We start from the raw sequence: 23007 nt of genomic DNA, 5'->3' as shown, positions 1-23007 counted from the left end.
CTGGTAAATATTTACAAAGTGTTGACTTTTATAAAGTTTGAATTTCTATCTGAAAATTCAGCTACTCAAAAAGAGAGCAGATTAATATTCAGATTTGTGTCTATCATAAAATCTTCAGCCTCTTCTCTAAGGTCTTCATCATGCTCAGGATAAAACCAGTTCACCGTTACCTCTCCTCCTTCTTCTTCATAGGCTTGTAAAAACTCTAACAACTGCAATATTCCTTTTGAAGAGCTGGTATTGAAGTACGAAAGTTTAAAATCAAATACGATAGGTCTTTTGGTTTCTGCAAATGCCTTCAGCCAGTTCAGCAGATCACCAAAAAAGGTCCAGGTATTCTCCAGATATGACTCTCCTTCTATCAGGCAATGTCCACTTTCTACATCAAAGTATACATCCGGCACGTAAAATGTGCCTTTTTCTCCCTTGATACTAAGGGATTTCAGACCGCTAACTTCCATATTATTTCTTTATGTTTATTTTGAATATGATACAAGATAATTCTTTATTGATATCAATAACCTCTACTTCAGGTGGGTTGCCGGCCAATATGGTAATCTGTATAAGTCCTATACCTGCACCCTTGTCTTCCTCAGCCAGTCTCATTCTTCTTCTTTGCCTTTTTAGGCACCTTAACCCTTCTTTATCCAACTGGCTGATGGTTTGAAAATGCTGAATCAGGGGCTCTACCACTTCTTTGCTGAGCACATTACCGCAGTTAATTTCAAGTTCACTTTGCTCATCAAGTACCTGAAACCACCCTACTCTTTCCATTTTCTCACCATAGTTGATCAATTCCAGCGAATAGTGTTGCATGTTTTGCGCCAACTCTATAGAAATGGCTGATATACGATTGGTGAGTACTTCAGGGGCAGGTAACTTATTCCTTAACTGCTCCACAATTTTAGCAATTACCTCCGGTGTAATAGGACCTTTGTAAGAGATCAGACTATCAGGATGTTGCCTGATAAAAAGATCTTCGTATGGGAGTGTATGCATTTTTTCTTTTTTTATTGAAAACTTACCCCTATTAGACTTATATCATCTCTCTGTTCTGCGCCTTGTTGATGATCATCAAAAGCTGCCAGAAGGTATTTCTTCTGAGCTTCCATAGGCAGGTGATGCCATGCCCTGAAACAACTGGCCAACTGGGCTGACCCGAACCTTTTCCTTTCCTCGTTAGGCTGATCTACAAGACCATCAGATGTCAAATAAATTTTGTCATTTCTACTTAATCTTAACTGATGCATATCAAATGAAGCATCTTGTCTAGAACTTCCTAATGAAATCCTGTTGCCTTTTACTTTACTCACTTCGCTGCCTTTAATCACCCATAGGGTGTTTTTAGCTCCTGCGTAACATACATTATATTCACTACCACTCTTTTGTATAATACAAATTCCAATGTCCATGCCGTGTAGGCGAGAAGATTCATGATAGCATAAACGTTCAAGTAATTTTTGATGTAAAAATGTGAGAATTGCACTAGGATTGCTCATTTGATGGACCTGAATAGCTTCTGTGAGTAAACTATGTCCAATCAATGTAATCAGTGCTCCGGGAACCCCATGGCCAGTACAATCTGCAACAATGATAATCTGGTACTCTTCCTGCTGAGAAACCCAATAGAAGTCTCCTGACACAATATCTTTAGGCATGAAGATGAGATAGCTCTCAGGAAATAGTTCTTTGATATACTCATCATTAGGTAAGATGGAGTCCTGGATCTGCTTGGCGTACTCAATACTCTCCTGCACACGATTATGTACCAACATCAACTGCTCTTTTTGCTCAGCAAGCATTTCCTGAGTTTGTTCCAGATAAAACATGTGCTGTTTCAACTCCTCTTCATTACGATGCAGAAGCTCATTCTTATCCAGTATTTCTTCTTTTTGTTGCTTAAGCCTCTTGTTGTCCTTGCTTTTTTGGGTAAAGCTAAATGCAATTACTCCTATAATCAGTAGGCATAAGCACAAAATCCCGTATCCATATTTACGCAGATTAGCCTCTTGTAACAGGCGTTCCTCTTTCAGCTGGCGGTCAGTTTCTAATAGCTCAATAGTCTGCTTCTGCTTCTCCTGCTCTAATTTCTGCCTATGAATTCTAAGCGATTGTAATTCTTTTTCACGTGCCAGCTCTTCCAGTTGTCTTTCCTGTTGTTCGGCTTTGAGTTTTTGGTTGGCTATATCCAATGCCTGCTTAGCATTATTACTTTCAAGTATCTGTTTGGACAGTGCAAGGCTTTGTAATTCCTTTTCTTTTTTCAGGAGCGACAGTTCCTGTGTCTGTAATTTTAGCCGGGTCTCTCTTCTTTCCTGCATCAATGCATTTTCCTCCTTTTCACCCCAGTAAGCCTTAATTTCTTCTTCTCTCGCCAGCGCTGCCTGATAATTCTGCTCCTGCTCGTCTAACTCATTTTTAGTTTGTTGAGCGATATAACTTTCAATTTCATTAAACTTCTCTTCATATTCTCTGGCTTTATCTTCACGCTTCTCTTTACGGTAGATCATTTTCAGGAGACGATAGCTATCCAGGAGAATGGGCCAGGCTCTCTCTTCCAAAGCAAGCTGGCTGGCAGCTAATGCAGTCTTGAGGGCATTGCTCTGCCTACCGCTGAGGTAATAATGAGAAGCGATATAATTATTGATATCGGCTTCCCCGGCTCTGTGATCATTATCTTTTTCAATCTGAAGTGCCTGCTCATAGTACTGAAGTGCCTGCTTATCATTTTCCAGATTACTATAGGCTAAACCAATATTAATGAGCAGGATGACTGAAGGTTTATCACTATGTTGTTCGCTCAACGCAACAGCCTGCCTGAAACTTTCTATTGCTTTCCTTTTTTCTCCTAGTCTTTGGTAGATGAAACCCAGATTGTTTAAGGCGCTGATTTCCTGAGGATAGTTTTTATTTTTTGCATACTCTTCCCGCAGCCATTGACCATAAACCAGTGCATCTTCATATTTTTCCTCTTGTTGGGCAATAAAAAGAAGTGTCTTATTCACTTCTCTCAACTGTTCTATAGACTGCGTTTTTTGAAAGTCTTCCCTTGCAGTTTGCCCATAATGTTTAGCCTGTTCATAATTTTCTATTTCTACATAGCGCTTACACATACTATATCTGAGTACTGCAAGTTGCTGTTTTTTACCTGAATCGCTGATCAGAAGCTTTTCCAATTGTCGGTCGTAGAACAAGGCTTGCTCATAAACCTTTTCATGCATATATATATCAGAAAGTAAGCGATAGGTACTTGCCTTAGCTGAATAATTATTGCTTATTTCAAACTTAGAGAGCGCCTGCAAAGCATATGAGAGGGCCTCCTGAAACTGCCCTTGCTGACTAAATTTTTGAGCCTGGGATAAATATTGATGTCCGATTTCTTCTGACTTGGTAAAGCTTTGCTGATACGATGAATCCTGAAGAGTAGTAAGCTGCCGATTATCAGCAGTTTCTTGGCTAAGCATCTGGCCTTGGCCTATGCTGGGACACAAAAACCACAATAGCAATAACGAAGTCATGAACATGTTGTAAAAAACACGCTTGACCTTACTATGCTCATGTGAATTTCCTATGCTCAGCTTTTCCATGTTAAAGTGCCATATTCAGCCCTATCGTGATTAACCTGTTATTCTGGTCTGCAAATGGAACACCCGTATCCTGTCGGTTAGCCAGATTTCTAACATTCAAATACACAGAGTACTGATCCCATATTTTGTAGGTAAATTTGGTATTGATAAACCACTGGGTAGGTACCTGATAGTCAATATCTTGCTCTATGTAATGCTCACTGTAGTAGTAAATGCCTGTATTTATATTGAGGCGATCAAAAAAAGTGGTAAAGTTTCCACTCAGCGAACCTACCCAAAGGGGAAAAAATGAAGGTGTCTGCCCTTCTTCTATAAGTCTTGTAACCTGCCCCAGTAATGACCAGCGATTGATCTGATACTTAGCCTCAAGTGTACTTCCCAAAGCCGGCATGTGATTCAGATTTTGAAGTTCTGAAGCCTTTTGATAAAAAGCCGAAACCCCTATACTCCCTCTATTGGTCCAATATTGCTGAACTCCAAATGCATAGCTTAAAAATTTATATGCTGCATACTCCATCACATTTGTTGTATCCCTGTATAACTGCTGTGTAGTTTGCATTACCTGTGAAGCACTGGCCTGTAAAGCAGTATTCTTTTTCAAAAACCATTTGGCAGCAAAGTGAAAACCCAGTGGATACTCTACATTTTGTAAGTTCTGGTAAACCCTTTGACTGGATGATAGATGAAGTCGGTTTTTGGCTAAGGCAGCTGTCTGCTGTAAATACAATGACCCCAAAAGCTGAGACCACTCGTCAGCTACTGGAATGGTATTTTCCATTAGAGATAATCTGTTAATATTGCCATTCAGAGGGGTAAATTGGTCTTTAATCCATTCTGTACCTGCCAGCAATGAATACTTTCCCAATGATTTACGGTGCTCTAGTCTCACACCTGTCCTGGCATTTTGATATTGCCAGCCCGCATAGCCAGTAGCATAATTTCTGTCTCCTGACTGATGAAAAATATGTGAACTCCACCGAGGAGTAGAAAAATGAACATTTAACCAGCGGCGCTTTTCTTCCCTATTGGTCATGAAAATTTCTTCCGCAGGCAAAAAAATACTTTGGGACTGTGTATTTTGAACGCCTAAATCTACACTAACAGATTTATCTTCATTCCAATTATAAGCTGAGCTGAGATGAAATGCGCTGGACTGCAAAGCAAGCTCTGTATACAAATGAGTCTGTGAAGCCTCAGGCTGAAAAAACAACAAAGAATCACTTCTGACAAAGCGATCTACCGAGCTGATATAGTATCTATCCTGAAACCTCTGACTTGCCTGATAGTAACCTCCTACCCTTACGGCTAACTTATCATTAATCCCTATATTTAAACTACCATGATAACGGTATGACTGAAACTGCCCTACTTGCAGATTAGCTTGTAAATGTGTGCCTAAAGTATTTTTACTTTTCACTGTAACTATGTTGATAATACCTACCGCACCTCCGTAACCAAACCAACTTCCATGGGGAGATCGGATCAGTTCAATTCTCTCAATATCTTCAACACTAAAGGGGATCGCTTCCCACCAAACCTCACCGGTTAACCCATCATTGAAGGGAACAGCATTAATAAGCAGAAGTACAGTCTCATTAGAATTACCACTATAATTACTGACTATTCCCCTATATTCCACATCATATAGTCCGTTGGTTTTAGGTTTCACCACAAACTCAGGCAATAATTGTAAAGCCTCAGGAATATTATTAACCCCTGACTGCCTGATGCTTTCTTTTGTTAATACACTAACATTAAGGGCGATGCTTTTCAGGCTATCCAATCTTCGGTTTGCTACATATACCATAGATTCCTGCTCACGAAGTACTTTCTCCAGAGGTAAGTCCTTGCTAATCTGCAGTTGATACATCGTTGTACTATCTACCTCTGATTGTCCTTTGGTTAGAGTACTGCTGAAGATCACCATCATACAGCACAATCCGATGTATATGCTATGGTATGATAGTTTTAGAATCCGCATGACTGGAAAATATAGGTTTGGGTAGGGAAGTCACTTCCTGAAAATAATTTTATGGGCATACCCACCTGATTAGTCTCATAGATATAAGCTTGTTTTTCCCAGGTATCCACTACAAATTGCTGATAAAAGCTTGTGACTGAACTGGATACATTACCTGGAATAGAGGAACCGGTAGGATCATATAAAAGCGCATGAACCTGAGGAGAAAACTGATAGTTAGGGTTAAAGTAGTCGGCGTATTTCCAGCTTTTTACAAGCTGATTGGCTGCATTTCTGGCTTCAACAATATTTTCTCCTAAGTATGAATAGTTTTCCTGGGTATTTAGTACTGCTTTAGTTTGGTCGGCATATCTACTTACCTGAATTACTTTGCCCTCGGTATCATATGATAATGTTGTATACTCCAGGGTATTATTGCTTTCATCCTGCCTGAGAAGGGATACCCACTGGCTATCCTGATAAGCGAACGTCCACACTTCACTGAGTACTAAAAGGTTTAGCGCCTCATCCTCATATTTATTAGCTTTAATCAATTGCCCATTCTGATAGATCAATTCCCAATTAAAGCGGGCTATATTAGCGCTGTCTCCACTGATGCTTACAAGCTGACCGGCATTATAGGTATAACTTTCAACCCAACCATCGTCCCAGCTTCTTTTACTCAATAAACAACTGGGAGAAACAGAAGCTACTACCCTTATCTCCGCTTGCTCTGCTGATAGCACTGTGCCATTCTTACTGCTTACACTTACATAATATTCTTGTAAGGGATCAATCCCCTCAACTTCCCAGCTATTACCTATCACTTCTTTTTGATTGTAGCCTGTAACAAAACTGTTAAAGCTACTATCCTTAGCTACACTTATAAGATAGCTTTCTGCTCCCTCTGCTTCGCTCCAGGAGAGAGTAAAAGAATTTAGTAGCTGTGTAGTAACCTCTAAGTTCAAAGGTGCCTTCAGAGGATAGGTGCTGATCATAAATATTTCCGAATAATCAGAATATGTACTAAAGCCCTGCGCTCTTATGCGCAAAAAATAATCAGTACCTGCTTGTAAGTCTGTAAATGTGTAAGTAAGATCGTTAACACTCAGCGCATTATACTGGGGAAGAGTACTTTTAAAATCTATGTCAGTAGCCAGATCCAGTTCGTAATTTTCAGCCTCCGGAACTGAGAGCCAGTTCGCAGAAAACTTGCTTGCTCCTATGTTGGAAGGTTCAAGTACTTGAGGAGTATCAAGACCTTTAGTTTTAACTTTAAGGGTAGAGGAGTAGGCCGAATAAAGCGTATCCTGCTTTGCTCTCAACCGAAAATAGTAAAGTGTATTACCATTTAGGCTCTCTACTTTAGTTTGAGTGCTCAGTATACCCTCCACAGTATGGGTAGGAGCATTGCGCTCATCAAATAAGGGGTCTGTACTCACCTCAACTTCATAATTATCTGCCTGAGGAATACTTTCCCAGTACAGACTTACAGAAGAATGCTGAATGTCAAGGGTGCCAGTGATAACGGGCTTGCCTAGTTGAGTAGTAGTAGCATATTTGATGTTAGATGGCAAGGAGTAAAAGTCTCCTCTTTTAGACTTCACCCGGTAGAAATATCCCTGTTTTTCCTCCAAATCAGTAATTGTCAGGACAGTATCCTGATTGCTGTTACTTTGGTAGGTATGGTTAATAGTCTCAAATTCAATTTGCGAAGATACCTCTAACAAGTAACCCTCTGCTGCGTCTACCTTTGACCAGGCCGCTGTAATATGGTTAATTCCTATATTTACAGGATCTACCGCTATCGGACTTGGCAAAGCTGTAGTAGATATTTCTTGCGTATCGGAATAGTCAATGACAGAACCTGATAAGGTCCGCGCTCCAACCCGATAATAATAAACTGTAGAAGGGTTAAGATTACTGACTTCATAAGAGGTTTCCTTTATTTCAAGTGGATATTCATCACTGAGCTTATCTTCAAAATCCGCATCCAATGCAACATCTAACAGATAAAAATCTACCGATGGAAAAGGCATCCATTGTATTGTAAAACTATTGGGAGTTATGCTTTGAGGCTCTTCTAATCGTGGTGAAGGCTGAATGAATTCTTTTTTTTCACCATCACACCCCCATGAGATTAGGATCAGAAGAACGAGCCTGACTAATGAGTAGAATCCTGCTTTCACATCTTTTTCTTATAAAAATACTAGTATTACTCAGAAAAATTAAAAGCGGAAAGCTTTCAACGCTTTACAAAAAGCATGATATGAGTTTGATATAAATATATATGTGCTGATAGGATGACAAAATCCCTAAATAATACACTTCTTTTATTCACTTTGGAAACCACTTTTTATTAAATTAATGCTATTTTTTTTAAGCATTATCTAAATATTAATACCTTAACACTTAAATCTGTAAGTGTGAAATGGTGGAGAGAAGAGTTTTACCGTTTTACTATAGGTAAGTAAGACATAGTTAGCTTTTACTGAATTCTCAAATTTATTTTCTTCCCTGAGTCAGTCAGAGATTTTTTGATTTTACCTACATACATTACACCCATGTACACAAGCTATTTACTGAGAATCTAAGGATGGTACAACGTGATAAAAGTGTTTAATGACCGATATTTTAGTATAAAAATATTATTTAATACCATTTTATCATTCAAATCTCTTTAATAACTCTTAGTATAGTTTCAAAAAATCTTATAAAAATACATTATGTAATATTTGAGCAATAATGTGATAATTTATGTAGGCAGACTATGCATTTCATCCTTCCCAGACTGTTTAACGCTTTTTCAAGCTATCTTCTAAATGTAACTTTTATTACCAATCATTAACACTACGCTGTTAATAGTGCAATTTTCAGGTCAGAATAATATTAAAATAGTTATATTTTATGATCAAAAAATTACATTTTAATTTTTTTTTGTAGCTTTGGTACATGGATTTAAAATTCTGACTTAAATCAACCAACATATGGATACTATTTACGATAAAATTGCTGAAGACTTACAAATCAATAATGAACTCCAGGCTACTTCTTTCAACCCTTACGAATGCATAGGTAAAAGTATATCAGATATGGTCATCTCTTTTGACCATAATTTCATGGTCACCTATCTTAATGAAAAAGCAGCGCAGCTACTGAATTACAAACAAGAAGAACTCATTGGTTTCCATATCGTAGAGTTATTTCCCAAAAGTCAGATAGAATTTCTGGAAGTTTTACTACAGGAAGTACTCGAGGAAAAGCAAGTTTATAATCGTCGCACCTGCTTTAGTGTACGCGGGAAAAAACAATTGCCAGTATCCGTATCATTTTCTACTCTTTCGGAGGAAGAAACTACTAACTTTATTATGATTGCAAAAGATGACAGGCAGCTTGTAAGAGCCACTGAGGAACTTAAGAAGAAAAATGCCGAGTTAGAAACCCTAATTTATCGTATATCTCACGATTTAAAAGGTCCTTTAGCTTCTATGAATGGCCTATTTCAACTGATGGAATTAGAGGCTGATAATCCCGAGGCTACCCAAAACTACATGCAGCTTATCAAGAAGAGCGCGCAAAGATTAGAAGAAAAACTATTGGGTTTGCTGGAACTTGGCTTGTCTAAGAAAGATGCTATTGAGCACAAGCCGATTCCGATCAGAGAAAAACTGGATGATATTATTCGTGATTTGCAATCTTTTCCTGGTAAGGAAGAAGTGCTGATTCACCTTACTGCTTCTGAAAATTTTATTTTCCATACAGAAGAAAAGATTTTCCAATCCATAATGCAAAACCTGATAGAAAATAGTATAAAGTATCGCAGACCTAACATTACTGATGCTGTGACAAAAGTATCGGTACGCAGATATAAGGATGGGGTCAAGATAAAAGTAAAAGATAATGGCTTAGGCATGGATAAAGATCTTCAGAAACGTGCTTTTGACATGTTTTACAGAGGACACAATCATACTGAGGGTTCCGGCCTGGGAATGTTCATTGTAAAAACTCATGTAGAAAAACTGGGAGGTCAGATAGGAATCAAAAGTACTCCCCAGATGGGCACTGAGGTTTGGGTATACTTACCAGATCCTAAGTTACATGATGAAAACTATGGAAAATTAATTACCGACTAATTGCAATTAGAAATTGATAAGAAAATATCCAACAAAAGATTTTCTAAGCTACCTATCAACTTCGCCTAAGACGATATCAATAGAACCTAGTATAGCAATCAGGTCAGCAAGCATGCAGCCTTTAGACAATTCACCTATGACTGAAAGGTTTACAAAACAACTGCTACGAGCCTTGCAGCGAAAAGGAACATCACTTTTTCCGTCAGCTCTAAAATAAAATCCTAGTTCGCCTCTTGGATTCTCAGCGCGGATATAGAAATCCTGCTTTTTAGGGCGAATCTTCTTGGGCACTAATGCACGCGGGTCAAACTCACGAGTGCGAGCCAGATCACCAGTCAGCTTTTCCAGGCACTGCTCAATAATTTTTAGCGACTCATAACACTCTCTGACTCGTACATGCGTACGGTCCCAACAGTCTCCCACGCTACCCATAAGCCCTTCCCCTACCGGAATATCAAAGTCTAATGCAGGATAAATAGAATACCCGTCTACTTTCCGCAAGTCTAACTTCAAGCCTGACCCCCGGAGCATAGGACCCGAAATCCCATAGTTGATGGCAAGGTCTAAAGGAAGCACTCCTACATTGGCGGTGCGCTCCACAAAGATCTTATTCTCCATCACCAGCTTCTCCAATTCGCCTAGTTTAGGCTTTAGGTACTTAACAAAGGAAGCACAGCGCGCTTCAAATCCTACTGGCAAATCGTAGAAAAGTCCCCCTATCCAGATGTAGTTGTACAGCATACGTGCCCCGCATGTCCATTCTAAAAGCCGCATGATATGCTCTCGGTCACGCATCAACCAGAGAAAAGGAGTGTAGGCTCCAATATCCATGGCATAAGTACCTACCGCTACAAAATGAGATGCCAGTCTGTTCAGTTCAGCTACCAGTACGCGTATGTATTCTACACGAGGAGGAATCTGGTCTGCTATACCCAACATGCGCTCTACGCCCATCACAAAAGCGTGCTCGGAGTTCATAGAAGCCAGATAATCCATCCGGTCTACAAATGGGAGTGTTTGATTGTAAGGTAAATTTTCGGCATGTTTTTCAAAACAGCGATGCAAATATCCTAAATGAGGTACCACATCTACGATCACTTCTCCACTGGTAATTACCTCTAAACGTAATACACCGTGTGTAGAGGGATGTTGAGGGCCTACATTTACAATCATCTCCTCCGCCTTCAGGTCTTCAGGCTTAAATTTGTTGGGTTCTGAACGCCTCAGATGCTGCTCGTCAAACTGATATTGTATTGGATTGGCCATTGTTAGTAGATTACCTTAATCCCGTGATAATATTCCTGCTCTTGATAGTCTTTGCGAAGAGGATGGCCTTCCCAGTCGTTCGGTAACAAAATGCGGCGCTGATCGGGATGACCGCTAAATTGGATACCCACCAGATCAAAAGCCTCACGCTCATGCCAGTCGGCAGTACGCCAGATATGGCTTACAGTAGGTATTTCAGACAGCGTTTCCTCCTCAACAGGCCTTGGAATGACTACCTGCAAAGCCAATTGAAAATTGTAAGGGATAGAATACAGGTGATAAATCACTTCCATTGTACCTTGCTCAGAACCATTGTCTAAACCGGTCAGGCAAGCCAGATAATCAAAGTAGGTTTTTTCATTGGTATGCAACTCCATGCAAACTTCTGCAATCTTGGCAGCCTGAATATTGAGCATAGGAGGTGAAGCCTCTGTGTCGGTAGCTAAAATGATGTCTTCACCAAATTTGGTGGTCAAAATACTTTGAATTTCTTCCAGACTCATGCTTTTTGTGGTTCGGGGCTAGCTTTTTCTTTCTTCTTTTCCATCAGCTTTTCTAAAGCCGTGGGAGCCATCAGGGACTCATGACGAATTTTTTCCTGCAATTTAAGAATACCTCCAATTAATGCTTCGGGTCTCGGGGGACAACCCGGCACATAAACATCCACCGGAATAATACGGTCTACACCTTTTACCACATGATAGCCATGCTGCCAGTAAGGCCCCCCACAATTGGAGCAGGATCCCATAGAAATTACATAACGAGGCTCTGACATTTGCTCATAGAGACGTCGTACACGATCTGCCATTTTAAAGGTAACCGTACCGGAAACGATCATCACATCAGACTGGCGGGGTGAAGGACGAGGAATTACACCAAAACGATCCAGGTCATAACCGGAAGCATAAGTAGACATCATCTCAATAGCACAACAGGCAAGTCCGAAACCCATAGGCCAGAGCGAAGACAGACGCGCCCAGTTGACGATGTCATCAACACGAGTAACAATTACTCCTCCTTTACCAAACTGTTGATCCAGCAGACCTCCCATATCGTTAATTAAAAATTGAAGATTGAAAATTGGCGAAATGCCTTGCTCGTTTTAATATTTTTCTGAAACCTTATCGTATAATTCTTTAGGAATATGTGAAGTATAAGTTGGTTTGCTCACTTTAGGTTTTATCCAGTCCAGGAAACCTTTTGCCCATGCATAAGCCAAACCCATAGCTAAAATTCCAATAAAAATTGACATCTCTATCAACGAAAACCAACCCCATAATCCCTGCGTTCCGTCTATGAGCTCTTTCTGTCCAAATATTGTGGCCCAGGGAAACAAAAAAACAATCTCTACATCAAAGAGAAGGAAAATAAGTGCAATAATATAAAAACGAGAATTGAACTGCCCCCATGCTGATCCGCTGGGATCTTCACCACACTCATAAGTAGTAAGTTTTTCTTCGTTAGGGCGATCGGGACGAATCATTCTTGCCGTCAACAAAGCTATTGCGACAAATATGCTACTGCCTACAATAAAAAGAAGTATTATACTAAAGGCTGAAAGCTGAGTATCTTGAATAATCATGGATAATCCTAAGTATTAAAGGTCCAGTGAGTCAAAGTGCTTAAAGTGACCATTCATTCGGATACGTTCCTTGGTACGCTCTACTTCTCGTAACACAGGAATCGTTTTTTTCAGATGCTGTATGATCATAGCCTGGCGGTCTTTCTCGTGCTCAATCTGTAACAGCAGGTATTCCTGCTCCTGTGACAGCCCGATTTTGTGGCCAATTTCAAAGGTAGCAATATCCTCATCTACTTCCACTTTTTTGACAACATTCATCAAATTGTATAAATCCTTGATAAGCTCTACGAGCTCAGCACGTAAATCAGCATCACCATCTTGTACATTATCCAGATAGATCACCTCACCTCCGGCATAGAGTTTTCCGCCTACGGGATTGACAAATGACATCACTTTAAAAATTCTGGTAGCCTTAGTTGTAATATCCAGTCGACCGTCTTCATATCTTTTGACTACCTTCTTCACATACATCTCCGTACCAAACTCCACCTTTTTATCAATATAAGCCGGAATACCAAAAGGATGGTCGTTTTCCAAACATTCGTTTATCAACTGCTTGTACCTTTCTTCAAAAATATGAAGGTTAATGTTTTCCCCCGGAAAAGCCACCAGGTTCAAAGGAAATAAGGGTAGGTAATTTTCCATATAAACACAATCCCACTCAACAAACTAAAATACGATACATTCCATTCTTCAATACAACAACTTATCCGCCTCATCGTTACACATTTGCAATACGTAAGAAAATGACTGTTTTGCCATTCAAATAAATATTCCAATATGAGAATTTATTTTGATCAGGCACAGTTATTGTGATTTATACAATAGCGCAAGGATTTTTCTTAGCGTTTGTTTAAGGTTGATAGTTGACCCCGGACGTTTGGTCGCGTCCGGGGTTCTTTTTTATATCACTGCCTGAAAACAAGCTAATAATTTCTGCATATCCTCAGCTTCATTATACAGATGAGGCGCAATTCTCACCGAATTGCCTCTAACGGATACCAGCACCTGTTTGCGCTGTAAATACTCCTGAAGCTTTTTCATGGCTACCCTTTTTGGTAGTCTTACACCAAACAAATGATGCCCTCTAAATGTTGGATCTTCTATCTGAAAATCATTTTCCAGCAGGGAAGTGATAATAGTTTCATTCAGATTTTGACAGTAGTTCTGTATGTTTTGGATGCCCCATGCATTAAGTTCTTTGAGCGCCTGCAACATCATCGGTACCAGAATGAAATTACTACGCTCTCCCACTTCATACCGTAATGCCCCCGGCTGATAACGGTCCTGATAATTTACCAGATTGGTAAAATCTTCACTTCCATAACGGCTAATCCAGCCCTCTTCCAGCGGCTCTCCTTCATCAAAATACGGACCGAAGTAGGCCAAAGCAATGGAATATGGTCCCATCAGCCATTTGTAGCCTGCGCATATCAGCGCATCAGGCTGTATTTCACTTACATCAAAAGGTAAAGCTCCTACCGACTGTGTACCATCTACTACCAATAATGCTCCTACTTCTTTTGTCCGTTCTCGGATCGCCTTGAGGTCAAAGCGTGTTCCGTCCGACCAATGTACATGGGCAATGGCCACCAGGCGAGTGTTAGCATTTATGGCTTCCAGAATGCTTTCATTCCAAAGCTTCCCCCTGTTTTCGCGCACTTGGGGTGCATCCACCCTTTTAAGGTTTACCTGCCGTTGTTGACTCAGCTTTTGCCATGCATACACATTGCTGGGAAACTGCTCTCCTGTTACCACAATATTCTCTCCTTTTTCAATACGCAGATTTCGGGCTACTACTGCCATGCCATAAGATACAGAGGGATTGACTACTATGCGGGAGGGCTCAGAGCAATGAATAAGCTGGGCATACTCCTTTCTCAGCTCTTCCACTTCTCCAAAAAACTCATGATGACCAACTTGTTCAGGAGACTGTTTGAGTCTCATTCCCTTGATGCCTGCCTCTTCCACACTCTTCATCAGCGGACTCATGTAAGCACAGTTAAGATAGGTAACATTGGGGGACAAAGTAAATTTATCTTTTTGGGAGGGCAATGCAGCGCTGTGTTGTGACATTGTTATTATGTATATTGCTTATTTCCTTTGCGAAATATAGGAAGCCCTGTACTATTTAGATAGTTTTTAAGGGTGAAAGAAAGTAAATTAGTTAAAAGCACCAACTGATTGATGGCTCTATGAAAGAACTCAGCAGAATAGTGGAAGCATATGAACAGATTGCCGATACCCAACAGAAGGCAGCATTGGCAACAGTGGTAAAAGTACAGGGATCTTCTTACCGGAGAGCCGGAGCCCGTATGCTGATGACAGACGATGGCCGCTGGACAGGAGCTATTAGCGGAGGGTGTCTGGAAGGAGATGCGCTAAGGAAGGCCCGCCAGGCTATTCTGCAAAATAAACCCAGCGTAGTTACTTACGATACCATGACCGATGAAAATGCCAGTCGTCTGGGAGTAGGGCTGGGCTGCAACGGTATTATAGATGTACTCATTGAACCTATGGATTATCTGCACGAGCAAATGGATCTGATGCAGGTGTTTAAAACCTTTCTCCATGATCGTAAAAGAGCTGCTATTGCCACAGTTTTTAATGTGGAAGAATCTATGCAGGAAGGCATTGGACAAAGACTGATTATTGACAGCCAGGGAAAAGAGTTGAGCAATATTACTATCCCATTGCTTAAAGAGCAGCTCCGTCAGGATATCTTGCCGGTACTGGAAAAAGGACAGGCTCTGAGCAAAGTATATCCTGTAGAGAAAGGTCGCGTGGAAGTGAGCATTGAAATATTGCACCCCAGCATAGAGCTGATCATCTTTGGAGGAGGGTATGATGCTGCTCCAGTCGTGAAACTTGGCAATACACTAGGCTGGCAGGTCAGTGTTACCGATGATTGTATAGCGCATACCGGCAGTAAACGCTTTCCCGGTGCCTGCCAGGTACTGCATGCCCCACGTGAAAATGTGGTAGACCAATTATCCATCACGCCTTATACCTATACCGTGCTGATGTCGCACAACTATGAGTACGATATAGCGGTATTGCCTCAATTGTTGGCTACCAACGTTCAGTATATTGGCATTTTGGGACCCAAAAAACGCTACATAAAAATGCTGAATGAGCTGGAGCAACAAGGTATCATACTTAGCGAGAAAGATCAAAAACGAATTCACAGCCCGGTAGGATTAGACATTGGTGCAGAAACACCCGACGAGATAGCATTATCCATTATTTCAGAGATACAGGCGGTGCATCAGCATAGAAAAGGAGGACTACTCAAAGAAAAGAAAGGCTTCATCCATGAGCGCATCTGAAAAGCATGCTATAGTAATACTGGCTGCCGGAGAATCTTCCCGCATGGGTCAGCCCAAGCAGTTATTACAAATTAATGGCAAAAGCCTGCTGCGACACGCTGTGGAAGAAGCAATAGATTCAGATTTAGGACCAGTCATCGTAGTTTTGGGGGCTTTTGCTGAGCAAATAAAAGAAGCACTGCCAGCGCTTGAAATAAAAATAGTGCACAATCCGGATTGGCAGCAGGGTATGGGCACTTCTATTCAGAAAGGTATACAGGAAGTTCAAAAAGAATACGACTACAGCCAGGGAGCCATCCTTATGTTATCAGATCAGCCATATGTCAATACTATTTTGCTGAATAAATTACTACAAACCCATTTACATACCCAAAAACCTATTGTCGCATCAACTTATCAGGACACGTTGGGCGTTCCGGCTTACTTTCATCACTCTTATTTTCCTTTTCTTAGTCAACTAGAAGGTTCTATCGGAGCTCGTAAGCTTATTCAACAACATAAGGCTCAGGTGGCAAGTGTAGATTTTCCTTCCGGAAGATTTGACGTAGATACTCCGGAAGACTACAAAAAAACCAAAGAGAAAATAGAAAGAGGAACATAGCCCTTTCTCTACTCATATATTTTCATTAATATTTATTCACTTCTTAACGATTCTGCCGGATTAGCAAGCGCAGCTTTTACCGATTTGAAACTTACAGTCAGCAGCGCTATGAGTAGCCCTGCAAGTGCCGCGATCACAAACATCCACCAGGAGATATCAATACTATAAGTGAAATCTGCCAACCATTGCTGCATAAAATAATAAGCTAGTGGTGCCGCGATTAAGAAAGCAATACCTAGAAGCAACACAAAATCTTTGGTGAAAAGATATACAATATGCTGTATGCTACCGCCCAATACTTTGCGGATACCTACTTCTTTTTCTTTCTGAACCGCCATAAAACTGATCAGTCCGTAGAGTCCCAGGCAGCCGATAAAAATGGCTATGCCAGCAAATATGGACAAGAGCTTAGAAGTTTTGCGCTCCTGCTCATACATTGTAGCCAGGTCATCATCTAAAAACTCATAGCTGAAGTAATAATCAGGAAAGGTGGCCTGCCATTGCTGCTCTACTGCTGCAATTGCCTCCTGCGCCTTGCTCATCTCTACTTTAAAAGAAGCTTTTTGGAAAAAACTTGGTGCTCTCAGCATCATGAGGGGAGGAATCTCTTCCTTCAGTGACATGGAATGAAAATCTTTCACTACACCCACTACTGTACCTTCAGTACCATAAAAACTGATGCGCTCTCCTAAAGCCTTCTCAGACTCAGTGATCCCAATCTCTTTCAGAAATGCCTCATTCACCACTAAATCAGTAGAGTCACCCTGTTCGCGCAGATTACGTCCGGAGATGAGTGGAATATCATAAAATTTCAGAAAGTTATCATCAATAAACTTAATCTCGGACATTTTTTGCTCCTCAGAAGATGCCTGATGCATAAAATAAGTCCAGTACTTATTCATGGTAGCTGCGGGTGTGTTTAACGAAAAACTAACATCTCTGATGCTGCTCAGCTGAGACATCTCATTACGCAAAGTTGCTACCCGATCATGATCGCTTTTCGGTAAATCAACCGTAAGGACGGCTTCCTGGTCAAAACCTAGTGATTTACTGCTGAAATAATGCATCTGACTCAGCACCACCACAGTACAAATGATAAGCACTTGCGAAAGTGCAAACTGGAAGACGATAAGTCCTTTGCGCAGTAATAGACCTTTTGAACTGCGGGAAGTAAAAGTATTTTTTAGGCTGGTAATAGGCTGAAAGGCAGAGAGCACAAGCGAAGGATAGAAACCAGCCAAAATACTTACTACGACGCCTATCCCCAGCAAAAACAGCAGGGTAACCCACCCATTCATTAGCGAGAAATCCAGAGGAAGATTAAGAAAAGAGCCAAGTAGTGGCAGTAAATTCGCTGCCAGTAAATAGGAAATCAGGATGGCTGCAAATGTCAACAGGGCGGTCTCTCCCATAAACTGACCAATCAGCTGCTGGCGCGAGCTGCCCAGCACTTTGCGTACCCCTACTTCTTTAGAGCGCTTTACTGCCTGAGCAGTAGTCAGATTGATAAAGTTGATACAAGCTGTGATCAACAAGAAAATACCCACTAAGCCTAAGCTCCTGATAGATTCTTTGGAGACGGTGCGCTCCGAAAAGTTATCTATCTGTGCGCTAAAGTGAGCTTCCTCCAGGAGCTGAAGCTCATGCGTCAGATAATTATTCGCAAAATCCTCGTCTATATATTTTGCAACCATAGCTGGAAAGCGAGCATTGATACCTTCCGCAGATGCTCCCGGCTGTAGCAAGACAAAGGTCTGATAATAGGAATTTCTGCTACCTTCATATTCTGCCTGATAGTCTTCACTTTGCTCAAAAGTAGCATGAGAGATAGCCATACTAATAGGATAATCAGTATTTTTAGGCATAGCCTTAAGAATTCCACTCACTACCAGATCCTGCGCATTGTTGAGGCGGATATGTTTTCCCAACGCATCTCCACGAAAATATTTCTGCGCCAGCGTTTCATCTATTACGACCTGCCCCGGCTCAGATAGTGACTTTTGAGGACTTCCGGCTATCCATTCATAATCAAACATCTCATAAAAAGATGGAGTGACATAGGCGATATTATTCTCTCGGCTCAGCTCTTCACGAATTTCAATCTGTGTCTTCTGAGGATTGAGCTTATAAGCTACCGCTACCTTTTCTATCTCAGAAAACTCATTCTTTAACACTTCTCTGAGACCATGAGGCGTTCCGGCATCACTCAGCATAGGATCTTTGGGAGAGCCTGACAGTACCCGATAAATACGATCTGATTTGGTATGAAAATCATCAAAGCTAAGTTCAAAACGAACGATCAGGAAAATGACTAAAGCCCCACCGATACCCAGGGTGAGTCCGGCAATATTGATCAAAGAAAAGCCTCTCTGACGAGTCAGATTCCTGAAGGCAGTAATAAAATAGTTCTTAAGCATAATATATCAGCTAATGGAGAATTCCGGACTTTTAAACCTAACTCTAAAAAAAACGTGCCACTCAGCAAAACCAGCTCAACAGCCTGTTATTTACATGTACATACATTATAATTGTACATTAACGGACATGCCTGTACGAAGTTGAACACCCTATTCATTAAAAACATGCTCTGAATTAAAGTTCTGTTTACCAAAATTTTATATAACTTGTAAGCTTGATTTTAAGTTATTTTGAGGAAGTCTGTTAAAACTGCTTTCCTTTTGTTTACCAGTTGAAGAAGTAAGCAGAAACCCATTCAAATAATCATTTTAACACAAAAACTTTTTGTTGAGACATGTATCAATCATCCTTGTTACTTAGCGTTGCAGTATTTTGTTCTACTGTTCTTTTTTCATTTAATCAACGTGAAGTAGTTTCGGAACAAGCTGATCCAAATTTGGAAGAAAGTATAAAACTGGGTCAGGAAATATACTCCAGCTACTGTGTGAGCTGCCATATGAGTGAAGGACAGGGCGTACCCGGAGCTTTTCCTCCTTTGGCCGAGTCAGATTACCTTATGGCTGACAAAGAGCGCTCTATTCGCACAGTGATGCACGGCCTGGAAGGTGAGATTGTAGTCAATGGAAAGACTTACAATAACATTATGACTCCGCTGGGCCTCACCAATGAAGAGATTGCTCACGTGCTCAATTATGTACGCAACAGCTGGGGCAATGAAGGAGAAGTAGTCACTTTTGAAGAAGTAGAAGCAGTAAGAGAAGCCGGAGAAAAGTAATAGTGTTATAGTTCTTTGTGTTATGGTGTTATAGTTTTTGCCGCTACAGAGTAGTGTTATAGTCCTTAGCCAGTAGTACTAGAGTACAATGGTTAATTGATCGGAGCAATTAAACTATAAAACTTTAACACCATATCACTTTTTTTTTCGGAAGAGACGTTACTTTTGATCCCCTCCAGCGTCTAATGGTCAGCAGCAGATAAATTTTAAATTTGTAATTTTTAATTTAACGATATGACACTGGCTTTTTTGATGCTTGAGAACATCAGCGGTTGGGAAATATTCATCATTGTATTTGTGATTTACATTTTCTTTGGCCCCCGCTCTCTTCCTAAATTTTATCAGAACTTAAGAAAATCTGTCAGTCATTTTCAGGATTCACTGAAAGAAGTGCAGCGTGAGTTGCACAAAAAAGAATAAGGGCCTAGTAACTTACTAAGCCCTTTTCAAAACATTTTATTCCTCTTTCAGTGCGTGTAAGGGATTGGTCAAAGCTAATTTCAGTGCCTGACTTCCCACAATCACCATTCCCAGTACTAATAAGCCAGCGCTTCCCAAAAGCAGACTTCCCACACCAATCTCTGTGCGATAGGCCAGGTTGTTCAGCCAGAGACTATTCAGAAAATAAGCTGCCGGAAGGCCAGTGAGGATGGCAATGAGCAGCAAGAGCAGAAAGCTTTTCATGAAGTAAAAACTCAACTGATACAGCTCTGCTCCCAGCACTTTCCGGATGCTGATCTCCTTCATTTTGATTTCTGCGGTGTAAATGGCAATACCTAAAAATCCCAGACAGGCAATGCTGATGGAAAGAAAGGCCACATAGCCGATTACTTTCATCAGAATGCTCAGCCCTGCCAGTGCTTCTTCCAACTGATCATCAAAAAACTTTGCCTCAAAAGGATGCACCTCGTCTAGCTGCTCCCACAGTTCTTCCAGTTCTGTCAGCGTAGCCTGGATATTAGTACTGCTTAGCTTGATCTGCATATGAGCAAACTCCTGCGGACGATAACGGAGGGCAAAACTTTCTATGCGTTCCATCACCGGCAGATAGTGAAAATCTTTTACCACACCCATTATTCTCACCTCCTGATTTCCAATGGTCAACAGCTCGCCTATAGCTTCGGTAGGAGAAGCATAACCGAGCGCATTGACAGCGTATTCATTTAACACCACAAACTCCTCATGTTCAGGATTTAACTGTTCCGGAAAATTATTCCCGGCAATGACTTCCAGTTCCATGTTCTCCACAAAAGAAGGGGAAGCGGAGACATAGCTGACCAGCAACGAATCATCAGCAGATTTCTTGAAATAATCGGCATGCACAAAACCTGAACCCAGTACATAGGAAGTGGCCGAAACGCTTTGCACATCTTTGTGCTGGCTTACCAGCTGCCGGCACTGTTCGTAAGAAGTGCCCTGCAAATCTACCTGCAGGATATTTTCACTTGTAAAACCCAAATCCTTGTTGACGGAATACTGAAACTGCTGGTAAATGATCAGACTGGAGAGCAGAAAGATGAAGGAAAGGGCAAACTGGGTAGTGATCAGCGCTTTTCTCCAACTCATACCCTTCATCACTTTTATACCTGACAGATTTTTCAGTACCTGCACCGGATTGAAGCGCGAAAGCAACAAAGCCGGGAACACACCCGCCAGCAAACCTACCAGCAGTGTAAATGCAACAAAATAAATATAGATGCTATAATCAGAAGCAAAGGAGATGACCGATCTTCCTTCCTCATCCAAAATACTATAAAAGGCTGGTTCTAGTACTTGCAGCAGCAGTATGGCAGCCACCAATGCCAGAAAGGCCACCACCACCGCTTCGCTTACAAACTGCATAAACAGCTGCGAACGTTTTGCTCCTACTACTTTGCGTACGCCTACTTCCTTTGCCCTGCTCAGTGCCCGGGCTACGGATAGATTGGTATAGTTAAAACAGGCAGATAGCATTACAACAAGTACCAGGCCCGCCAGAAAATAGATCATCATAGCGGGCATGGTTGGGGCAAGCTGATTATTTACATGGCCGCCGGGCGTAATGTCGGTAAGCAGCTGATAGCCAAAGTCAGCCCGTACAGGATCAATATCCCGATAATGCTCAGCAGAAATCTGAGGGAAGCTACTTGCTAGATGCTGTATATCAGCTCCTTCCCTGAGTTTGATGTATAAATAATGGTCATAAAGGGCCTGCCAACTGTCCATGCTGGCGGTTGACTTTCCCTGCCTTTCCAATGCACCCAATGTGCTGTGAGAAGCCAGCATCTCAAATTTGATATGCGTGTTCTGGGGAGGATTAGCCATCAGTCCGGTGATGGTAAATTCTCCCACACCTTCCAGACTTAATATCTGACCCAGAGGGTCCTGCTGACCAAAAAATTTATGCGCCACTTCTTCGGTGATTACCAAAGAAAAAGGTTCTTTCAGGGCAGTTTTGGGATTACCGCTAAGCAGAGGAAAAGTGAAAGTTTGCAGAAAGTCTTCACTGGCATACAAACCGCTGGCAGGAATCGTTTTATCATGAGCGGTAAAATCTCCGTTCAATCCTTTTTTGAGCAGAACCGTCTGCTCTATTTCAGGATAATGCGATTTCACATATTCTGCTAAGGCGGCAGGTGCGGTGGCAAAAGTACGCGGAGGCTCTCCCTGCTTATGGTGAATACTGGTCAGGCGATAGATACGCTCCGCATCCTGATGAAATTCATCATAATGGTACTGCACGACAATGATAGACAGGATTAGCAGACAGGCGGATAAGCTGATGGCCAGGCCAAAAACATTGATGAAGGAAAAAACACGATGCTTCATCATGCTCCGCAGCGCAATTTTAAGATAGCTACTGATCATCTGTGGGTTGGGTTAATGTTGTTTGACCGCATTAGACAATCACAGCCCTCATGATGTTGCAGAAGAATAAGAAAAAGTTATTCGTATATCTTCTGAAAACAAAAAAAGCACGGGCAATGTAAAACCGCCCGTAACTTTTTTTTATCTTCAAACTTAGCCTAACGGCTAGGCGAATCTCATTCTACTTTCTCCGCCTGATAACCGGCTTTCTGCACGGCTTCTTTTACCTGCTGCTCACTCTCGGCCTCTACGGTCAGAATCCGGTCGGGTGATTCCAGGTCTACTTTCCAGTGCTCTTCTCCCACTGCTTCGTTCAGATGAGGTTTCACGGCGGCTATACAGCCATTGCATTTGATATTGGTTTTGAATTGTATGGTTTTCATAATTTAATGACCTATGATTAGTGAATAATGATAAGTTGATTAATCAATCAGTAAACTTGCCCCCCCTCAGAGTTACCTAAAAGGAACTCTGAGAGGTTAGCCTATGATGAATGATTGAATTATCAG

At 41.2% G+C, this 23007-nt stretch carries 19 protein-coding genes; 5 read left to right on the top strand and 14 right to left on the bottom strand.

What is annotated here, in order from left to right:
• Nucleotides 1-65 precede the first annotated feature (65 nt).
• The 5 genes from WJR50_RS03250 to WJR50_RS03230 form a co-directional block, all read right to left on the bottom strand.
• On the bottom strand, nt 66-461 hold the full coding sequence (locus WJR50_RS03250) for a DUF1987 domain-containing protein (RefSeq protein WP_341291781.1): 396 nt from the start codon (nt 459-461) through the stop codon (nt 66-68).
• 1 nt (nt 462) lies between these two features.
• Entirely contained in the window at nt 463-999 is a 537-nt protein-coding gene (locus WJR50_RS03245; RefSeq protein WP_341291780.1) for a SiaB family protein kinase, read from the bottom strand.
• 11 nt (nt 1000-1010) lie between these two features.
• Nucleotides 1011-3464, bottom strand: a complete 2454-nt coding sequence (locus tag WJR50_RS03240) for a SpoIIE family protein phosphatase (protein ID WP_341291779.1) — start codon at nt 3462-3464, stop codon at nt 1011-1013.
• 124 nt (nt 3465-3588) lie between these two features.
• Complete coding sequence (locus tag WJR50_RS03235) at nt 3589-5568, bottom strand: TonB-dependent receptor (RefSeq protein ID WP_341291778.1); 1980 nt, start codon at nt 5566-5568, stop codon at nt 3589-3591.
• Entirely contained in the window at nt 5556-7736 is a 2181-nt protein-coding gene (locus tag WJR50_RS03230; protein WP_341291777.1) for a fibronectin type III domain-containing protein, read from the bottom strand. Before WJR50_RS03230 ends, WJR50_RS03235 begins: the two co-directional genes overlap by 13 nt.
• 798 nt (nt 7737-8534) lie before the next feature.
• On the opposite strand from WJR50_RS03230, the gene WJR50_RS03225 reads away from it, so the two are divergent.
• Nucleotides 8535-9680, top strand: coding sequence for a PAS domain-containing sensor histidine kinase (locus WJR50_RS03225; protein WP_341291776.1), 1146 nt, complete (start codon nt 8535-8537; stop codon nt 9678-9680).
• A gap of 48 nt (nt 9681-9728) precedes the next feature.
• Here WJR50_RS03225 and WJR50_RS03220 read toward each other — a convergent pair whose 3' ends face one another.
• The 6 genes from WJR50_RS03220 to WJR50_RS03195 form a co-directional block, all read right to left on the bottom strand.
• Nucleotides 9729-10946: an NADH-quinone oxidoreductase subunit D gene (locus WJR50_RS03220; protein ID WP_341291775.1), complete on the bottom strand. Its 1218-nt coding sequence runs from the start codon at nt 10944-10946 to the stop codon at nt 9729-9731.
• A gap of 2 nt (nt 10947-10948) precedes the next feature.
• A complete protein-coding gene (locus tag WJR50_RS03215; RefSeq protein WP_341291774.1) occupies nt 10949-11449 on the bottom strand; it encodes an NADH-quinone oxidoreductase subunit C in 501 nt (166 codons plus the stop codon).
• Nucleotides 11446-11997, bottom strand: a complete 552-nt coding sequence (nuoB, locus tag WJR50_RS03210; RefSeq protein ID WP_341291773.1) for an NADH-quinone oxidoreductase subunit NuoB — start codon at nt 11995-11997, stop codon at nt 11446-11448. The genes WJR50_RS03215 and nuoB overlap by 4 nt, the downstream gene beginning before the upstream one ends.
• Nucleotides 11998-12048: 51 nt before the next feature.
• Nucleotides 12049-12522 (bottom strand): NADH-quinone oxidoreductase subunit A, encoded by a 474-nt coding sequence (locus WJR50_RS03205; RefSeq protein WP_341291846.1) that lies wholly within the window; start codon nt 12520-12522, stop codon nt 12049-12051.
• Nucleotides 12523-12543: 21 nt separating this feature from the next.
• The gene (locus WJR50_RS03200; RefSeq protein ID WP_341291772.1) at nt 12544-13173 is read right to left on the bottom strand and encodes an LON peptidase substrate-binding domain-containing protein; all 630 of its coding nucleotides are present in this window, start codon (nt 13171-13173) and stop codon (nt 12544-12546) included.
• Between the two features lie 258 nt (nt 13174-13431).
• Nucleotides 13432-14604, bottom strand: a complete 1173-nt coding sequence (locus WJR50_RS03195) for an aminotransferase class V-fold PLP-dependent enzyme (protein WP_341291771.1) — start codon at nt 14602-14604, stop codon at nt 13432-13434.
• Between the two features lie 119 nt (nt 14605-14723).
• Here WJR50_RS03195 and WJR50_RS03190 point away from each other — a divergent pair, with 119 nt between their 5' ends.
• Together WJR50_RS03190 and WJR50_RS03185 are read left to right on the top strand one after the other, a co-directional pair.
• Entirely contained in the window at nt 14724-15857 is a 1134-nt protein-coding gene (locus WJR50_RS03190) for an XdhC family protein (RefSeq protein WP_341291770.1), read from the top strand.
• Entirely contained in the window at nt 15844-16458 is a 615-nt protein-coding gene (locus tag WJR50_RS03185) for a nucleotidyltransferase family protein (protein WP_341291769.1), read from the top strand. The genes WJR50_RS03190 and WJR50_RS03185 overlap by 14 nt, the downstream gene beginning before the upstream one ends.
• 32 nt (nt 16459-16490) lie before the next feature.
• On the opposite strand, the gene WJR50_RS03180 is transcribed toward WJR50_RS03185, so the two are convergent.
• Nucleotides 16491-18875: an ABC transporter permease gene (locus WJR50_RS03180; RefSeq protein WP_341291768.1), complete on the bottom strand. Its 2385-nt coding sequence runs from the start codon at nt 18873-18875 to the stop codon at nt 16491-16493.
• A 437-nt stretch (nt 18876-19312) separates the two neighbouring features.
• On the opposite strand from WJR50_RS03180, the gene WJR50_RS03175 reads away from it, so the two are divergent.
• Both WJR50_RS03175 and WJR50_RS03170 read left to right on the top strand, forming a co-directional pair.
• Nucleotides 19313-19651 carry a c-type cytochrome gene (locus tag WJR50_RS03175; protein WP_341291767.1) on the top strand — a complete coding sequence of 113 codons (339 nt, stop codon included), beginning with the start codon at nt 19313-19315 and terminating at the stop codon, nt 19649-19651.
• Between the two features lie 234 nt (nt 19652-19885).
• The gene (locus tag WJR50_RS03170; RefSeq protein ID WP_341291766.1) at nt 19886-20071 is read left to right on the top strand and encodes a twin-arginine translocase TatA/TatE family subunit; all 186 of its coding nucleotides are present in this window, start codon (nt 19886-19888) and stop codon (nt 20069-20071) included.
• Nucleotides 20072-20107: 36 nt separating this feature from the next.
• Here WJR50_RS03170 and WJR50_RS03165 read toward each other — a convergent pair whose 3' ends face one another.
• Nucleotides 20108-22498 carry an ABC transporter permease gene (locus WJR50_RS03165; protein WP_341291765.1) on the bottom strand — a complete coding sequence of 797 codons (2391 nt, stop codon included), beginning with the start codon at nt 22496-22498 and terminating at the stop codon, nt 20108-20110.
• Nucleotides 22499-22674: 176 nt separating this feature from the next.
• A complete protein-coding gene (locus WJR50_RS03160; protein WP_341291764.1) occupies nt 22675-22881 on the bottom strand; it encodes a heavy-metal-associated domain-containing protein in 207 nt (68 codons plus the stop codon).
• Nucleotides 22882-23007 lie beyond the last annotated feature (126 nt).

Origin of the sequence: Catalinimonas locisalis, assembly GCF_038039535.1 — a bacterium.
Taxonomy (GTDB): Bacteria; Bacteroidota; Bacteroidia; order Cytophagales; family Cyclobacteriaceae; genus Catalinimonas.
Note: the sequence above shows the minus strand (reverse complement) of the source record. Positions and strands in the feature narration are given on the sequence as shown.

What these genes read in the sequence shown, in the direction of transcription:
- WJR50_RS03250 (WP_341291781.1), bottom strand. Translation starts at nt 461, where the DNA reads ATGGAAGTTAGCGGTCTGAAATCCCTTAGTATCAAGGGAGAAAAAGGC.
- WJR50_RS03245 (WP_341291780.1), bottom strand. Translation starts at nt 999, where the DNA reads ATGCATACACTCCCATACGAAGATCTTTTTATCAGGCAACATCCTGAT.
- WJR50_RS03240 (WP_341291779.1), bottom strand. Translation starts at nt 3,464, where the DNA reads ATGCTTAGCCAAGAAACTGCTGATAATCGGCAGCTTACTACTCTTCAG.
- WJR50_RS03235 (WP_341291778.1), bottom strand. Translation starts at nt 5,568, where the DNA reads ATGCGGATTCTAAAACTATCATACCATAGCATATACATCGGATTGTGC.
- WJR50_RS03225 (WP_341291776.1), top strand. Translation starts at nt 8,535, where the DNA reads ATGGATACTATTTACGATAAAATTGCTGAAGACTTACAAATCAATAAT.
- WJR50_RS03220 (WP_341291775.1), bottom strand. Translation starts at nt 10,946, where the DNA reads ATGGCCAATCCAATACAATATCAGTTTGACGAGCAGCATCTGAGGCGT.
- WJR50_RS03215 (WP_341291774.1), bottom strand. Translation starts at nt 11,449, where the DNA reads ATGAGTCTGGAAGAAATTCAAAGTATTTTGACCACCAAATTTGGTGAA.
- nuoB (WP_341291773.1), bottom strand. Translation starts at nt 11,997, where the DNA reads ATGGGAGGTCTGCTGGATCAACAGTTTGGTAAAGGAGGAGTAATTGTT.
- WJR50_RS03200 (WP_341291772.1), bottom strand. Translation starts at nt 13,173, where the DNA reads ATGGAAAATTACCTACCCTTATTTCCTTTGAACCTGGTGGCTTTTCCG.
- WJR50_RS03195 (WP_341291771.1), bottom strand. Translation starts at nt 14,604, where the DNA reads ATGTCACAACACAGCGCTGCATTGCCCTCCCAAAAAGATAAATTTACT.
- WJR50_RS03190 (WP_341291770.1), top strand. Translation starts at nt 14,724, where the DNA reads ATGAAAGAACTCAGCAGAATAGTGGAAGCATATGAACAGATTGCCGAT.
- WJR50_RS03185 (WP_341291769.1), top strand. Translation starts at nt 15,844, where the DNA reads ATGAGCGCATCTGAAAAGCATGCTATAGTAATACTGGCTGCCGGAGAA.
- WJR50_RS03180 (WP_341291768.1), bottom strand. Translation starts at nt 18,875, where the DNA reads ATGCTTAAGAACTATTTTATTACTGCCTTCAGGAATCTGACTCGTCAG.
- WJR50_RS03170 (WP_341291766.1), top strand. Translation starts at nt 19,886, where the DNA reads ATGACACTGGCTTTTTTGATGCTTGAGAACATCAGCGGTTGGGAAATA.
- WJR50_RS03165 (WP_341291765.1), bottom strand. Translation starts at nt 22,498, where the DNA reads ATGATCAGTAGCTATCTTAAAATTGCGCTGCGGAGCATGATGAAGCAT.
- WJR50_RS03160 (WP_341291764.1), bottom strand. Translation starts at nt 22,881, where the DNA reads ATGAAAACCATACAATTCAAAACCAATATCAAATGCAATGGCTGTATA.